We start from the raw sequence: 15,196 nt of genomic DNA on the forward strand, positions 1-15,196 counted from the left end.
CCTGAAAAATGTACAACATGCATCCTGGAAAATACATCACCATCCTGTTGGTTTCATGCGCAGTTACGGGCTGCAGCAGCTTTGTAGACATCACACCGCAACATGTGATCCCTGTAGGGAATTACTATAAAACAGAAGCGGACATACGCGCCACACTTACCGGCGCTTACGGTAGCCTCCGCGATATTTACAATGGTTACTGGATCCATTTTGAACTTCCCTCAGATAATACGCAGGTGTTCACAGAAAACGAAGGCAGCTATGGAGAATTCGACTGGCTGACCTTCCGCTCCACCGGCGGTGTATCAGGCCCCTGGAACCAGGCATACAGAACCATTGCTTCTGCTAATATCATCCTCGACCGTATTGATGGCATCACTATCACCGATGAATTGAAGAAACAATATACCGGTGAGGCAAAGTTCTTACGAGCGCTCATGTACTTTAACCTGGTACGCCTCTTTGGTAATGTGCCGCTGGTGCTGAAAGAACTGCTTACAGAAGAAGAAGCCTATACCTATCGCCGTACTCCTGCTGAGGAAGTATATGCACAAATAGAGAAAGACCTGCTGGACGCCATAGCCATGCTGCCGCCGAAGTTCACCGGTGCCAATGTGGGCCGTACTACCAGCGGGGCTGCAAGGTCGCTGCTGGGTAAAGCATATTTGCAGCAAAAGAAATGGGAACTGGCAGAAAGCACTTTATCCGAAGTGATCAATGCCTACACTTTTGAACCGGACCTTACCAAACTGTTCGGCCCTGCTAACGACAACAATTCCGAAGTGATCTTTTCCGTGCAATATGTAGCAGGTGGCATTGGGTTAGGTAATTCCTTTGCGCATGCCTTTGCACCACAGAAATCCGGCACCTCTGTTGTATCGCTGGGCGCATTCAGTAACAATATGGGTACGCAGGACCTGTATGATGCTTTTGAAGCCGGCGACCTGCGTAAAACCGCCTATATCGGCGTGTTTAAAGATGGCACCAATCCTAAGATCTATTACTGGTCTAAAAAGTTCGTGAACAATGTATCCGTGCTGAATGATGGTGGTAACGACTGGCCTGTGATCCGTTATGCAGACGTATTGCTGATGTATGCGGAAGCGCTTAACCAGAATAACAAAACGGAAGAGGCGCTGACCTTTATCAGTAAAACCCGTGTAAGGGCCAAGCTAACGGCGCTTACAGGGCTTTCAAAAGCAGATACGCAGCTGGCGCTCGAAAAGGAAAGAAGGCTGGAACTCTGTTACGAAGGCCACCGCTGGCACGACCTCATCCGTTGGGGCAAGGAAGTGAGTACCATGGAAGCCTTCCAGGCAAAGTACGGCCCCATTGATCCGCGCCTTTCCAATATGAGCATCACGGCAGACAGGAAGCTGATGCCTGTTCCTTTCAGGGAGATCAACCTCAACCCTTTACTATTACCGCAAAATTCCGGCTACTAACACATGAAAAAGATATTGACATTCCTGCTGATCTGTGCACTTTTTATAGCCTGGAAACCAGCCGATGATTATGATGTAATTGTATACGGCGGAACACCGGCGGGTATTACAGCAGCCATCGCTGCCGCCAGGGAAGGCCGTACCGTATTACTGGTAGAACCTTTGCCGCTGGTGGGTGGCATGATGAGTGGCGGTCTTAGTTTCAGTGACTCTAACCAGATGCTGCGCGAAACGCTCCTCGGGTTGTTTGAAGAATTTCACCGGCGGGTAGAGGCGTATTATACATCCCGCGGCATTACACTACCCTACCGTGTAGCCGAGAAAGATACCAAACACTGGACCTACGAGCCACATGTGGCCGAACAGGTGTTCAATGAGATGCTGAAAGAAGCGGGTGTGCAGGTAGTGCTGAACGAAACATTGAAGCAGGCTGGCATGTCCGGCACACGCATTACAAGTCTCCGCATGTGGTCCGGCCGCAGGTATTCCGGTAAAATGTTCATAGATGCCAGTTATGAAGGGGACCTGATGGCAGCGGCCGGCGTACGGTTCCGCGTGGGCAGGGAAAGCCGTGCGGAGCTGGGTGAATCTTTTGCCGGTGCAGTATACCAGAAGAAGGCGGTAGCTGCTGCCTCCATGAAGGCGGGCAAACCACTTCCCCTCATTTCAGGCACTACGGTAACGCCGGAAGGAGCAGGTGATAACAGGATCATGACCTATAGCTTCCGGCTCTGCCTGTCTGAAGACTCAGCGAACCGCGTGCCTTTCACCAGGCCCGCAGATTATGATGAAAAACGTTACGAACTGTTCCGGCGCTTTTATAAAGCCATGCCGAAGACAGGGATCCCTTTCGATATGTATCCCATTCCAGGCAACAAACTCGATGGCAATAACGGCATCGGCGGCCAGCTTTCGCTGGGGCTGGTTGGAGAGAACTGGCAGTATCCCACCGCTTCCCGCAAACAACGCAAGGCCATCTGGGCAAAGCACAGGAGTTACACAGAAGGTTTGCTTTATTTTCTGATGACCGATACCGCCGTGCCGGAGAACGTTCGCAACCGCATGCAGCAAATGGGTTATGCCAAAGATGAGTTTACCGCTTACGGCCACTTTCCACCGGTGCTGTATGTGCGGGAAGCAAGGCGTATGGTGGGGGAATATTTTCTCACACAGGCAGATATCCTGGAGCATGGTGAAAAGCCGGATGCCATTGCCGTAGCATCGTTCCCGATAGACTCGCACGATTGCCAGCGTATTGCCACACCCGGTGGCGGATTCATTAACGAAGGCACTATATTTCCGGCTAAGACCCGTATTGAAGGCCGCGGTATCCCTTACCAGGTACCCTACCGCAGCATTGTTCCTAAAGCAGCAGAATGTGTGAACCTGCTGGTACCGGTATGCATTTCCGCTTCGCATGTGGCCTTTAGTTCCATCAGGGTAGAACCGGCATGGATGGTACTGGGAGAAAGCGCAGGCATTGCCGCAGCAGTGGCATTGGAAAGCGGAACACCTGTACAGCAAGTGAACTATTCCATACTGGCGGATCGCCTGAAAGCGAAGGGCCAGGTTTTATCATACCAAAAATAACAAGCATGAAAAAAATCCCTTTCATCGCTATCATACTGATAGCGTGGCTTTCGTCGTGCCAAAAAATGGCGGATGTGATGCCTCTCAGCGCGGGAGACACGCTAAATAACATCCCTTATTTATCCATGTTGCAATTGCGAAGCGGCGCAGCAGATAACCGCGATGTTGTTTTTATTACTGCCGATCAGCAATCAGGTTCCTTTCAGTACGACCCTAACGACACCACCACCCCGGACGACAGCGCCATGACGCTCGTTAGCGGCAGCAGGCGCTACAAACGTATTGCCACCTACGTTACATTGGAAATGTTCGGAGCCACCGGCGACTATGATTATGTAGCCCAAACCGGTACAAACAACACCTACAAGATACAGAAGGCACTCAACTACTGTTCTGTGAACGGCACAGAAATAAAACTGCTGGCTGGTAAAAAATACCTGACGGGTACGCTGTACCTGTATAAGGACAGTGTTAAAAATCCTTTGTATGCCGCACGGCCGGGGCGCGTTAAAATTACCGGTCAGGCCGGGGGTATCGCCACAGGCAGCCTGGAGCCACAGGGCGCTGCATTTGTACATCTGAAAAATGATACGGGCAGGCTCATCGAATGCATCGGCAGTTTCTCCATTTCGGCCCCGGCCAGTATGGGCGGACAGATCTTATTCGAGAACATGAACTTTGTAGGCGGCAACAAAACAAAGGACGTGGTTTATTTTGAAGCCTGCCAGGGGCAGATCAGTATGAACAATTATACCGTACAGATCAACAACCCCGCAGGCAACGGCATCACGGAAGTGACCACCTGGGAAACAGAGCACCACAACGGGCTTATTCGCGGTCAGGCCGCAGGTACCGGCAGCTGGACGGGCATTGGCCTGAACATTAAATCCAATGAGTCAGACGGGCAGGTGAACATGAAAATATACAGCAATGTGAACGTGTACAAATGTGGCTACGGCATCCGGATAGGCAGGCGGGGCGCTACTTACGGCACCATCGGGCCGCTTAACTTCATCGGTGGCCAGGTGAGCCTTTCCGATCAGCATAATATGTGGCTGGATGGTGGCGCATACAACCTGGTGTCTACCGGTCAGCAATTCGAAGGTTCCCGCCTCAATGCCATACTCATTGATTCCGATGGTGCAAACGACCTGCCGAGGAATATCAAGTTCATCAACACCTATTTTACCGGCGGTGGAAGAATAGAGGACGACAGCTACAATACTTTCGCTGTGCATGTGAAAGATGGTGTGGGTGTGGAGTTTGACAGTCCTTTGTTCAATAACCTTGGCTGCGGTATTGTATTCAACAGGGCGCTCACACAGGGCCTGGTGATACGCCGGCCTATTGTAAGAACGGTAAGGCCTTACGGCACTACTAACGGTATTTTCATTGATGCGTATGGCACCAATGTATCCAGCAACCGCCTGACATTGGAAGACCCTGTGTTCAACCAGGCGCCGGCCACCTATATCACCGATGCGGCCCTGCAGGCATTCCTCACTACAGCAGCGGGCGGACGTTTATCCGTTAACAATAACGCGGCTGTTGTTTCCTGCTCTATGGGCGGCGGTACTTTGCAGGCTGCACAGATCCTCAACTTCAACAACTCAGTGGCCACCACCGTTACTAACATAACCGGCGGGCAGCTGTACCGTGAGCTGTTGCTCACCTTCAGTAACTCGTTGACTAAGATCGCGCACAATTCCAATATCTTTTTATCGGACGGGCTGGAGTTTTCACCTACTTCGCGCTCTACACTTAAGCTGATATGGATGGGCAGTTATTGGATAGAAGTTTCAAGGAGCTGATATAAAAAGGGCTATTCGTATATTGAATAGCCCTTACTAAACGCCTCTATTTTGTAAGAAAACGCCCCTCCTTTCATCATTATTGTGCAGCAAAAAATATAGTGGAGAAACCGTGTTTGGATGCCCCATACCCCCTACTTTTGGGCACATGAACACATACATACTTAGTTTTCAGGAGATCGGCAGATCAAAGCTGATGATTGCCGGCGGTAAAGGCGCTAACCTGGGTGAATTATCAGGGATCAGTGAGATACGGGTGCCGGATGGGTTTTGTGTTACCACTGAAGCGTATAAAAAAATAACCAGCGAGCTTAGCAGCCTGCTGGATGAATTAACACCTCTCAAAGCAGAAGAACGGGAAAAGGTCCGGGCAATCAGTGCAAAGATCCGTACTGCTATCGAAGCCATTCCCATTCCTGAGGATATAGCAGAGGAGATCAGCGGCTGTATCATAGAAAAAGAAGCCTATGCCGTGCGTTCCAGCGCTACGGCAGAAGACCTGCCCGCAGCCTCCTTTGCAGGCCAGCAGGATACATACCTGAACATTATCGGAAAGGAGGCTATCCTGCAGCATATCAGTAAATGCTGGGCATCCCTGTTTACCGAGCGTGCAGTGACCTATCGTATCCAAAACGGCTTTGATCATCATAAGGTCTATCTGTCTGTAGTTGTGCAGAAGATGGTATTCCCGCAGGCAGCGGGTATTCTGTTCACTGCCGATCCTATCACTGGCAACAGGAAAGTATTATCCATAGATGCCAGCTTCGGGCTTGGTGAGGCATTGGTTTCCGGCCTGGTGAATGCTGATCATTACAAAGTACGTAATGGTGAGATCACCGATAAGAAAGTATCTACCAAAAAACTGGCTATCTATGCCGTAAAAGGCGGTGGTACAAAGGAACAGGAGATAAGGCCCGAACAGCAGCATATGCAGGCACTCACAGATGAGCAGATCTTACAGCTTGCAGAGACGGGCAGAAAAATAGCAGCGCATTTCGGCAGTCCGCAGGACATTGAATGGTGTTTGGCAGATGATACATTTTACATTGTTCAGAGCCGGCCCATCACTACTTTATATCCCATCCCCGAAGCGAATGACCAGGAAAATCATGTTTATGTATCTGTGGGGCATAATCAAATGATGACCGATGCGATGAAGCCATTAGGGCTGTCCTTTTTCCTGATATGGACACCTGCACCCATGCGCACAGCCGGTGGAAGATTGTTTGTGGATATCACCCAAATGCTGACCTCAGCTACCGGCAGGGACACGATCTTACATCATACCCTTGGGAAATCCGATCCGCTTACCAAAGATGCACTGACAACTATCATAGAGCGGGACTTTATAAAATTATTACCGGAAACAGGCGATGGTAAGATGCCGTTTGCTGCTTTACCACCACAACTCGAAAACGATCCCTCTATCGTTCATGACCTGATCAGGCGTAGCGAGGAATCAGTACAAACGTTAAAACAAAATATTATCACGAAATCAGGACCAGAGCTATTTCATTTTATCCTGGAAGATATCCGTTTACTAAAACTCAATGCTGACAAGCAAAGCATAGGGGTGATCATGACTGCCATGAACGCTTCCGCATGGATCAATGAAAAAATGAATGCGTGGCTGGGTGAGAAAAACGCAGCAGACACCCTTGCTCAATCCGCGCCAAACAACGTTACGTCTGAAATGGGGCTGGCCTTAATGGATGTAGCAGATGTGATCCGCCCCTACCCCGCCGTAATTGACTATTTACAGCATGCGAATGATGATAACTTTTTAGATGAACTGGTTCAGTTTGAAGGAGGAAGGGAAACGCGGGAAGCGATCCATGCTTTCCTTAATAAGTACGGCATGCGTTGCGCCGGAGAGATCGACATCACCAAAACCCGCTGGAGTGAAAAACCCGCTATCCTTGTGCCCATGATCCTGAGTAATATCAAAAACTTCGAACGTGGTGCCAGCCAACAGAAGTTTGAACAGGGGCAGCAGGAAGCATTAAAAAAAGAACAGGAATTATTAGAGCGGCTGAAGCAATTACCGGATGGTGAACAAAAAGCCGCAGAAACAAAACAAAAGATAGACCAGATCAGGAATTTCAGCGGTTACCGGGAATATCCAAAATATGGCATCGTTAGCCGTTACTTTGTTTACAAACAAGCTTTACTGAAAGAAGCTGAAAAACTTGTACAAGCCGGAGTGATCCATGAAAAGGAAGACATCTACTATCTCAGTTTTGAAGAATTCCTCGAAGTTGTACGCTCCAACAGATCCGATCACCGGCTCATCAGCAAACGAAAGGAAGAATTCAAAATATTCGAAAAACTAAGCCCGCCACGTGTTATTACCTCTGAGGGTGAAATCATTACCGGCAGGTATAACCTGGAAAACCTGCCGGCCGGCGCTATTGCAGGCCTGGCCGTTTCCGCCGGCGTAATAGAGGGAAGGGCCCGTGTGATCTTAAACATGGAAGATGCGGACCTGGAAGATGGAGATATATTAGTCACCACATTTACTGACCCCAGCTGGACGCCTCTGTTCGTTTCCATCAAAGGCCTGATCACTGAAGTAGGCGGGCTGATGACCCATGGCGCAGTGATCTGCCGTGAATACGGCCTGCCGGCGGTTGTTGGCGTGGAGAATGCTACCAGGCTGATCAAAGACGGGCAAAGGATCCGCGTAAATGGGACCGATGGATATGTGGAAGTATTATAACCCGGGATGTTTGATCTGATTATGACGTTTTAAACAAACCGATTTGACGTTTTAAACAAAGCGACTCCGTGCTGCTGTCTGTAGTTTTGTCTTATAAAAATAAATAAGATGGAAACGAAAGACAATTACAACGGTGCAATGCAAATACCTGTCAGATCAGGATTTAACGCAAGCTCCACTACACATGATGTGATAAAAGGTGTGAACCTTACCGGTAAAACCATTATTGTTACAGGCGGTTACGCAGGCATAGGGCTGGAAACAGTGAAAGCTTTTGTATCCGTTGGTGCAAAAGTGATTGTGCCTGCACGTGATATTAATAAGGCTGCCAATAACCTCAAAGGCATTCCTAATGTAACAGTTGAGGCCATGGACCTTATGGATCCCGCTTCCATTGATGCTTTCGCAGCGAAGTTCCTTTCTGAACAAGGCCCCCTGCACATCCTTGTAAACAATGCAGGCATCATGTGGGTGCCGCTGCAACGTGATCAGCGCGGATACGAATCACAGCTTGCCACCAATCACTTAGGTCATTTTCAATTAACGGCAAAACTCTGGCCTGCATTGAAGAAAGCCAAAGGTGCGCGCGTGATCAATGTATCTTCATTTGGCCACCAGATGGCTCCCTTTAATTTTGATGATCCCAACTTTTTAAACAGGGAGTATGAAACATTGCAGGGATATGGCCAGTCTAAAACAGCCAATAATCTTTTTGCAGTGGAACTGGACCACCGCGGCAAAACTTTCGGTGTGCGGGCTTTTTCCCTGCACCCGGGATCAGTGAATGGTACTGACCTGGGGCGTGTTGCACCGATGAGCTTATTCCAGCAAATGGGTACCCACGATGCAAACGGGAATATATTCCCGGAGGTAGCCGCCACACTTAAAACCGTGGAGCAGGGAGCCGCCACTTCTGTATGGTGTGCTACCAGCAACCAGTTAAACGGGATCGGCGGAGTGTATTGTGAGAATGCGGATATAGCAGAACTGGATGAAGGGAATATTGAACATAACTATAGTGATCCTTCTTCTTTAAGAGGTGTAAAACCTTATGCGGTTGATAAAGCCAACGCGCAAAAGCTCTGGGCATTAAGTGAAGAGATGACCGGTATCCGATTCAGCCTATAAAGACAAATAGCCAGTTGTATTAACACAGCTGGCTATTTTTTGTAAATTCGATCAGATGGAATTCGAAACGAAATATATTACGCCTGATATCAAACTGTCTGAATTCAGCGGGAACATCTTCAGAACGGAAGTTGTGTTTGAGCATCATATGCTGGTGTGGTTCATTTCAGGTGAAACAAAGATCATACAGGCAGATGCTACCTATACTTTCAACGCGGGCGACATCTTCCTTATCCCCCGCAATCAGCTGGCTACGGTGATCAATTACCCGAAGAACGGGAAAGCTCATAAAGCGGTAGCCATGCATCTTACCAAAGAAAGGCTAAAGGATTTTTATGCCCGGCATACCAGCTCCGGCAAAATGCAGACCTTCCAGAAGGTCTACCGTTTCCGGAAGCATCCACTGCTGGAAAGCTGCCTGGCATCACTGATCCCGTACTTTGACCTGGGGGAAGACCTGCCGCCCAACATTGCCAGTATTAAAATAGAAGAAGCCATCAGCATCTTAAGGTCCATTGACAAAGGGGTGGATGGTTTGCTGGCAGACTTCGACGATCCGGGCAAAATAGACCTGAGTGACTTTATGGAACGTCATTATATGTTCAATATGACGATGGACAAGTTCGGATATCTTACCGGCCGCAGCCTGGCTACCTTCCGGCGGGATTTTAAAAAGACCTTTAACACCACGCCCCAAAAATGGCTCACGGAAAAACGATTAGGACTGGCGCATTACCAGATAGCGGAGAAACACCGGAAACCAATTGACGTTTACTTTGAGGTAGGTTTTGAGAACCTTTCCCATTTTTCCTATGCGTTTAAAAACCAATATGGTTACCCACCCAACGCCCTCTTTGACAAAAAGAGGCCCCCGGAATAGGTTTTTTGTTCGTAATTTGCCGGCCGGATACACCAAACGATCGGGGAATGCATTTATTCAAATGAGGGGATAACGAATTTTGCCTGCTAATTCATCATACGAGGACAATGAACTGCTTACGCGCATAGCTGAAGGTGATGCGGCCATATACCCCTATTTGCACGACACTTATTATAATTCTCTCGTTTATTTTTCCCTCAGTATCATACAGGACCTGCAACAGGCTGAGGATATCGCCATCGATTCCCTGGTAAAGCTGTGGCAGATACCTACCCGTTTTGAAACCACCGGTAAATTAAGGGGTTACCTTTTCACCCTGGTACGGAATGCCAGCCTCAACTACCTGAAACACCTGCGGGTAAAGGAAAAGACCGAGCAGGTACTATTAACGGCGCCGCAACTGGAAACCCTGGTGGTGGAATCAGATATCATGCACCTTATTTACCAGGAAGTAGCCCTCCTGCCCGAATCCTACCGCCAGATAGTAGAATTATTGTATATAGAAGATCTCTCTTCTGCAGAAGCGGCGGCCCAATTAGGCATTAGTATGGACAATCTCCGGCAGCGGAAAGGGCGCGCCCTGAAAGAGCTGAAAAGCGCCCTGTTACGGAAAGGGCTCAGCGAACATATCTTCTCGATGTTATTTTTTTAAAAAATCTGTCACGCTTCCTTCCCTTCAGTTGTTCTACTGAAAATAACTGCATGGCTAAGGAGGATTTTCCCATCATTAACACGGAATTACTGGATCCGGTAGCACCCCTGCTGCAAAAACTGCTCATTGGGGAAACGCTGTCCGGGGAAGAAATAGCGTTGCTGGAAGCATGGAAAAACCGGTCAGAAGAAAATAAGGTGCTTTTTGAACGCCTGGAAGAACCTGCTGCCGTACAGGAAATGCTTAAAACATGGCATGGAATAGAAAAGAACCGGGAGTTAAATAAACAACGCGCCATGAACAGGATCAGTGAACTGGTTAGTACGCCCTCCCCGGCTGTTCACCAGGTCCATTTCTTAAGGCGCAGGCCTTTCCGTTATGCGGCGGCAGTATTGCTGCTGTTAAGCGCAGGCACTTATTTCTGGGCTGTTAATAATAAAGGAACAGATAAACCGCAGGCAGCTGCGGCGGTTATAATAGAACCGGGCCGTGAAGGTGCCGTACTAACGCTGGCGGATGGTTCAAAAGTAGTATTGGACAGCCTGGGGAATGGTGTTGTAGCTAACCAAAGCGGTGTACAGGTGGTTTTGCAGAACGGCCAGCTGGCTTATGACGGCGCCTCCAAAGAAACCGTCTTTAATACCATCACTACCCCCAAAGGGCGCCAATTCAGACTGCAATTGCCGGATGGCAGCAAGGTATGGCTCAATGCAGCCAGCGCCATAAAATACCCTACCGCATTCACCGGCAGGGAACGCCTGGTGGAACTGGAAGGTGAAGCTTATTTCGAAGTAGCGAAAAATGCATCGATGCCTTTTAAAGTTGCTGCAAGGGATGCAACAGTGGAAGTACTGGGCACCAGCTTTAATGTAAACGCCTACAGGAATGAATCTGTTATCAGAACTACGCTGCTGGATGGCGTTGTAAGATTAAGCGCATACCAGCAGTCACAAACACTTAAACCCGGCCAGCAGGCCGTGGCAAAACCTGCCAGTGAGCAGCTGGAAGTGGTGAACAACGCTGATCTCGATAAAGTAATGGCATGGAAGAACGGCCTCTTCAATTTTGAGGATGCCAGCCTGGAAGAAGTAATGCGGCAGCTGGAACGCTGGTATGATATAGAAGTAACTTATGCTAAGGGGATACCTCCTATCCGTTTCGGAGGAGAGATAAACAGGCAAAATACATTACAGGATGTTTTACAGATCCTGGAAAAGTCCAACGTGCATTTCCGCTTTGAGGAAAGCCGCAAACTGGTTGTAGTACCATAATATTTCACACTATACCAAAATATCATAGATGAGTCCATGACAGACAACCAGCGGGGATAGCCAATAAAAAACCGAAGGTGCTACCAACACCTTCGGCGGACGGTTGGGCCGATCCCTATAAACAATTTTCCGTGGGAGGAATTACCGATTATTTTATCAACCCTAACCAGATGTAATTTATGGATTTTACAGCTTATCCCAAGCCGTATGTTACGGCTGTGCCATTCGAACAACTACCGGCACACAGGGAATCAACCAAACCGCTGCTGGCAATGGTCCGGAGCAAAATACGGAGCCATCGGGCCAGTACAGCATCAATTGTGCTAGCGATGAAAATGACAATTGTATTCTTAACTGTTGCGCTGATTCATGTTCAGGCCGCTGTTGTTGGACAGGCGGTAACACTATCGGGGAAGAATATACCCGTTAAAAAGATCTTCCAGTCTATCAAGCAGCAAACAGGTTATGTTACTTTTTACAACCAGGAAATGCTGGCAGACGCAAAGCCCGTTTCCCTGGAAGTAAATGGCCTTCCCTTAGATGATGTGCTGAACCTTATAGCAAAGGACCAGCCTTTCCTGTTCGAGATCAAACCAGGCACAAAAACGATTGTGCTGGCACCTAAGCCTGTAGCAGCAAGTACTATTTCCCCCCTTTCGGCGGCCTTCTTTCAGCCCGTTTCCGGTGCTGTAAGGGACAGCCTGAGCAATGATCCGCTACCGGGAGCTACGGTAAGGGTTTCAGGTACGCAGCAGGTGGCAACAACTGATAATGCTGGGCAGTTTAAGGTGAACGCGAATGTGGGCGATGTACTGATCATCAGTTATGTCGGCTACAGAACTGTGACCTACAAGATCAGGGACATCAGCAAACCACTCAGCATTACCCTGGCACCTTCTATTTCAACCATCAATAACGTGGTAGTAACGGGGATCTTTAATAAGAATAAAGAAAGTTATACCGGCGCTGTGAAAGTGATCACGGCGAAGGAAATGCAACAATTCCAGGGGCGTAATATATTCGTTACCCTGGGCAATATCGATCCCGCGTTCTACATAGTTCCCAATAATAGTTTAGGTTCAAATCCAAACCGTATACCGGATATTCAGCTCCGTGGTACACGTAACCTTCCGAATGTAGACCAGATAAATCAGCTCGGAGAAGCCGCTGCAGCTGCACTTAACCAGCCGCTGGTAATTATAGACGGGTTCCAGTCTACCATGGAAAGGTTGCTGGACTTCAACACCAACGAGATCGAATCCGTTACTTTACTGAAAGACGGCGGAGCTACTTCCCTTTATGGTTCCCAGGGGGCCAATGGTGTAATTGTAATTACCACAAAACAACCTGTGAGCGGAAAGTTAAGGTTCACTTACAGGGCAGGCCTGAACCTGAGCCTGCCGGACCTCAGCAGCTATCATTTGCTGGATGCCAAGGATAAACTGGAACTGGAACGCATCTCCGGTTATTTCAGCAATCCTACCAAAACGCCGCAATCGAATATAGCCATGGAGCAATATTATAACCAGCTGCTTGGCTTGGTGCAAAGTGGTGTAAATACGGACTGGATGGCCAAACCTTTACGCACTATGGCAGATCAGAACCATTCTATAAGACTGGAAGGTGGAGATAATGCATTCAGGTATTCCCTGCAGGGCCAGTACAACAAGATAAATGGTGTAATGAAAGGCTCCAGCCGTGAAACCGTAAATGGTACTGTAGATATCTCCTACCGCCTGAACAAGCTCAACTTCCGCAATAACCTTACTGTGGGCAGTACCAGGGGAGAAGAATCACCCTGGGGATCATTTGGCGATTATGTACAACTGAATCCCTACTGGAGTCCTTACGATGCCAACGGAAAAATTGCACAGACTTTCAAGCCTTACCTCAAGGACTACTGGGACCAGAGCCAGCAATTTACCCAGCCGTATGCTAATCCCATGTACGATGCCACACTGAATACTTTCGATAAAAATGCCTATACCAATATCACCAATAACTTCCAGGTTCAATGGCTGCCCGTGGATCACGTGTCGTTAAGCGGCTTTTTAGGGATCAGCAGCAAACAATCTTCTGCAGACAGGTTCAGGCCTGCATCACACTCCTCTTTCTCACAGTATAAAGAAGAAGATCTGATGCGGAAAGGAAGTTATGATTATAACAGCGGCAAGAACTTCAATTATACGGCAAGGGTGCAGGCCGGCTATTACAATGTTTTCAACAGGGTGCACAGCTTAAGTGTGGATGTAAACATGGAGGTTGCGGAAAACAAGGGCACCAATTATATTTTCAGCGCAGAAGGTTTCCCTGATGAAAGCATTCATTTTATTGGCGAAGCACTGCAATATAAGCCCAACAGCTCTCCTGACGGATCAGAAGCCACTACACGCAGAATGGCACTGGCCAGTATGCTTACCTATACTTACGACAGACGTTACACGGCAGAATTGAACTACCGTATTGACGGTGCATCTCAGTTTGGCACGGATAAACGCTTTGCACCATTCTGGTCTGCCGGTGCCGGTTGGAACCTCCATAATGAAGCCTTTATCATGGACAACTTCAGCTTTATCAACCGGCTGAAAGTACGGGGTACTTTTGGCGTAACAGGTAATCAGAATTTCAACGCTTACCAACCGCTGGCCACTTACGGTTATATTACCAACGACCGTTACAAGAACTGGATCGGTGCCGTGCAGAAAGCACTGGGCAACCCGGACCTGCAATGGCAGAAAACGGATAAATATGACCTGGGGCTGGAAGTGGAACTGTTTAACCAGCGTGTGGAATTCCAGGCTGATTACTACAAGGAATATACCTCTAACCTGCTTTCTTCCCTGGAACTCCCCTATTCCAACGGTTTTACGGATTACATTGAAAATATCGGCGAACTGGAGCAGAAAGGTTTTGAGCTGATGGCCAGGGTAAACCTGGTCCAGGATAAGGCACGCCGTATCTATTGGTCTGTTACAGGTACTATTGCCTACAACCAGGATAAGATCGTAAAATTATCCGCAGCTATGAAAGCTGCGAATGATAAGCTCGCTACACAGCCGGACTATGTAAATAACACCCCCAACAGGATCATCCGCGAAGGCGCATCACAAAATACGATCTATGCAGTGCCGTCACTGGGTATAGACCCCAGTACCGGTAAAGAGGTATTCTTAAAGAAAGATGGCGGGGTTACTTACCTCTGGGACCCGAAGGACCGTATAGCGGTTGGCTTATCCCAACCTAAATACCGCGGCAACTTCAGCACCCAGTTCCGTTACGGCGGTTTTGGATTTAATACCTCTTTCGGTTACCGCTTTGGTGGCCAGTTGTATAACGAAACGCTGATCGATAAAATTGAGAATGCAAACAGGTTTTTAAATGTGGATGCACGGGTGTACTATGATCGCTGGAAGAAACCAGGAGACGTTGTTAGTTTCCGCGGGATCAATGAACTGGGAAAGATCTATCCTTCCTCCCGCTTTGTGCAGAATGAATCAACCCTCATCTGCCAGAACGTGAACATTTCCTACGATGTTCAGAACAGGGAATTACTAAGGCGTTTGCGTATGCAGGCGCTGTCTGTAACCGCTAATACCGGGGAACTGTTCTACATCTCCAGTGTAAAACAGGAACGTGGTACGGACTATCCATTCACACGGCAGGTTAGCTTTAGCTTGTTTGCCACTTTTTAATCTGAAAT

Annotated in this window: 9 protein-coding genes; all 9 read left to right on the plus strand. The window is 48.3% G+C overall.

Translation table 11 applies throughout. The annotated features are described in order from the left end of the window. Positions 1-17 precede the first annotated feature (17 nt). The 9 genes from BUR42_RS10960 (at position 18) to BUR42_RS11000 (ending at position 15,188) form a co-directional block, all read left to right on the plus strand. Positions 18-1,445, plus strand: coding sequence for a RagB/SusD family nutrient uptake outer membrane protein (locus BUR42_RS10960; RefSeq protein WP_074240541.1), 1,428 nt, complete (start codon positions 18-20; stop codon positions 1,443-1,445). Positions 1,446-1,448: 3 nt separating this feature from the next. Continuing rightward, positions 1,449-3,035 carry an FAD-dependent oxidoreductase gene (locus tag BUR42_RS10965; RefSeq protein ID WP_074239267.1) on the plus strand — a complete coding sequence of 529 codons (1,587 nt, stop codon included), beginning with the start codon at positions 1,449-1,451 and terminating at the stop codon, positions 3,033-3,035. A gap of 5 nt (positions 3,036-3,040) precedes the next feature. Continuing rightward, entirely contained in the window at positions 3,041-4,846 is a 1,806-nt protein-coding gene (locus BUR42_RS10970) for a hypothetical protein (protein WP_143197410.1), read from the plus strand. Between the two features lie 148 nt (positions 4,847-4,994). Beyond that, positions 4,995-7,565: a phosphoenolpyruvate synthase gene (gene ppsA, locus BUR42_RS10975; RefSeq protein ID WP_074239269.1), complete on the plus strand. Its 2,571-nt coding sequence runs from the start codon at positions 4,995-4,997 to the stop codon at positions 7,563-7,565. Positions 7,566-7,673: 108 nt separating this feature from the next. Next, a complete protein-coding gene (locus BUR42_RS10980) occupies positions 7,674-8,693 on the plus strand; it encodes an SDR family NAD(P)-dependent oxidoreductase (RefSeq protein ID WP_074239270.1) in 1,020 nt (339 codons plus the stop codon). A 55-nt stretch (positions 8,694-8,748) separates the two neighbouring features. Next, entirely contained in the window at positions 8,749-9,573 is an 825-nt protein-coding gene (locus tag BUR42_RS10985; RefSeq protein ID WP_074239271.1) for a helix-turn-helix domain-containing protein, read from the plus strand. Between the two features lie 157 nt (positions 9,574-9,730). After that, the gene (locus tag BUR42_RS10990; protein WP_159442248.1) at positions 9,731-10,225 is read left to right on the plus strand and encodes a sigma-70 family RNA polymerase sigma factor; all 495 of its coding nucleotides are present in this window, start codon (positions 9,731-9,733) and stop codon (positions 10,223-10,225) included. 50 nt (positions 10,226-10,275) lie between these two features. After that, on the plus strand, positions 10,276-11,496 hold the full coding sequence (locus BUR42_RS10995) for a FecR family protein (protein ID WP_074239273.1): 1,221 nt from the start codon (positions 10,276-10,278) through the stop codon (positions 11,494-11,496). 329 nt (positions 11,497-11,825) lie between these two features. Then, a complete protein-coding gene (locus BUR42_RS11000) occupies positions 11,826-15,188 on the plus strand; it encodes a SusC/RagA family TonB-linked outer membrane protein (RefSeq protein WP_234979654.1) in 3,363 nt (1,120 codons plus the stop codon). Positions 15,189-15,196: the final 8 nt, after the last annotated feature.

Source organism: Chitinophaga niabensis (assembly GCF_900129465.1).
In the GTDB taxonomy this organism is placed as follows: Bacteria; Bacteroidota; Bacteroidia; order Chitinophagales; family Chitinophagaceae; genus Chitinophaga; species Chitinophaga niabensis.

Bases quoted from the DNA above. Each gene is read 5' to 3' on its own strand.
- BUR42_RS10960 (WP_074240541.1), top strand. From the start codon at position 18: ATGCATCCTGGAAAATACATCACCATCCTGTTGGTTTCATGCGCAGTT.
- BUR42_RS10965 (WP_074239267.1), top strand. From the start codon at position 1,449: ATGAAAAAGATATTGACATTCCTGCTGATCTGTGCACTTTTTATAGCC.
- BUR42_RS10970 (WP_143197410.1), top strand. From the start codon at position 3,041: ATGAAAAAAATCCCTTTCATCGCTATCATACTGATAGCGTGGCTTTCG.
- ppsA (WP_074239269.1), top strand. From the start codon at position 4,995: ATGAACACATACATACTTAGTTTTCAGGAGATCGGCAGATCAAAGCTG.
- BUR42_RS10980 (WP_074239270.1), top strand. From the start codon at position 7,674: ATGGAAACGAAAGACAATTACAACGGTGCAATGCAAATACCTGTCAGA.
- BUR42_RS10985 (WP_074239271.1), top strand. From the start codon at position 8,749: ATGGAATTCGAAACGAAATATATTACGCCTGATATCAAACTGTCTGAA.
- BUR42_RS10995 (WP_074239273.1), top strand. From the start codon at position 10,276: ATGGCTAAGGAGGATTTTCCCATCATTAACACGGAATTACTGGATCCG.
- BUR42_RS11000 (WP_234979654.1), top strand. From the start codon at position 11,826: ATGAAAATGACAATTGTATTCTTAACTGTTGCGCTGATTCATGTTCAG.